Genomic DNA, 1,055 nt, shown 5'->3' with positions numbered 1-1,055 from the left:
GTCCTACCCCGGCACGGCGGGCGACGGCCGACAGCGGGGCGTCAAGACCCTGCTCGGCGAACACCTCGCGGGCGGCAGCGATGAGGGCGGCACGATTGCGGGCCGCGACCCGCCGCCCTTGGTTGGCCGGACGGCCCGCGCGGCTGCCTTGCCCGGAGGCCGAGCCCTGGGCGGCCGACCGTGGGTCCTGGGGCTCGGTGGGGTTCGTCACGCTGGAAGCGTAGTACGACCGTTCTGTCCGGCCCGGCAGCACGGCGCCTGCGACTGGATCAGGAGAGGATTGCTCGATCCGCTCAAGAACAGTGAGCCCGGGCAGGTGCCCGACCGCGTGTCACGTGGCTCGCGACCCGCAGAGGCGGCAGTCATTCCACCGGCCACAGGTGACGCAGCCCCGGTGGCTGGAACAGCCGACACACGGCCGTAGTCCCACTGTCGTAATCCGCCTGCATGGTTGATCGTTGGGCCGTCGGAATCAGCCGTACACCGAACAGGGGGCGACCTATGACCATCAGCCGCAGAGGACTGCTCGGGGCGGGCGCGGCGTTGGGACTGCTGAGCGCATGTGGCTCCAACACGGGCCGGGACGACGGTGGTTCTGGTGACGGTCCGAAGTTGTCGCAGTGGTACCACCAGTACGGCGAGCAGGGCACCGAGCAGGCGGTGAAGAGGTACGCCACCGCCTACAAGAAGGCGAACGTCACCGTCCAGTGGCGGCCCGGCAACTACGACGAACAGACCGCGGCCGCACTCCTCACCGACTCCGGCCCTGACGTCTTCGAGGTCAACGGACCCAGCCTCGATCAGATCCAGGGCAAGCAAGTCGCCGACCTCACTGAGCTGTTCGACGGCGTCAAGGACGACTTCAACCCGGCCGTCCTCGCGCCGAAGACGTACGACGGAAGAATCTGGGGCATCCCTCAAGTCATCGACATGCAGATGCTCTACTACCGCAAGAGCCTGCTGGCCGACGCAGGTGTCCAGCCGCCCAAGACGCTGGACGAGCTCGTGGACGCCGCGAAGAAGCTCACCTCGAAGAAGACGAAGGGCCTGTTCCT

General features: G+C 67.6%; 2 protein-coding genes. One reads left to right on the top strand and one right to left on the bottom strand.

Going from position 1 to position 1,055, the window contains the following annotated elements; all coding sequences use genetic code 11:
* On the bottom strand, positions 1-211 hold a 211-nt coding region (locus tag ACZ5CR_RS47210; RefSeq protein ID WP_468870247.1), incomplete at its 3' end, for a TetR family transcriptional regulator.
* Positions 212-501: 290 nt separating this feature from the next.
* On the opposite strand from ACZ5CR_RS47210, the gene ACZ5CR_RS47205 reads away from it, so the two are divergent.
* On the top strand, positions 502-1,055 hold a 554-nt coding region (locus ACZ5CR_RS47205; RefSeq protein ID WP_468870244.1), incomplete at its 3' end, for an ABC transporter substrate-binding protein.

The organism is Streptomyces sp. NPDC031274, from assembly GCF_055570235.1.
Note: the sequence above shows the minus strand (reverse complement) of the source record. Positions and strands in the feature narration are given on the sequence as shown.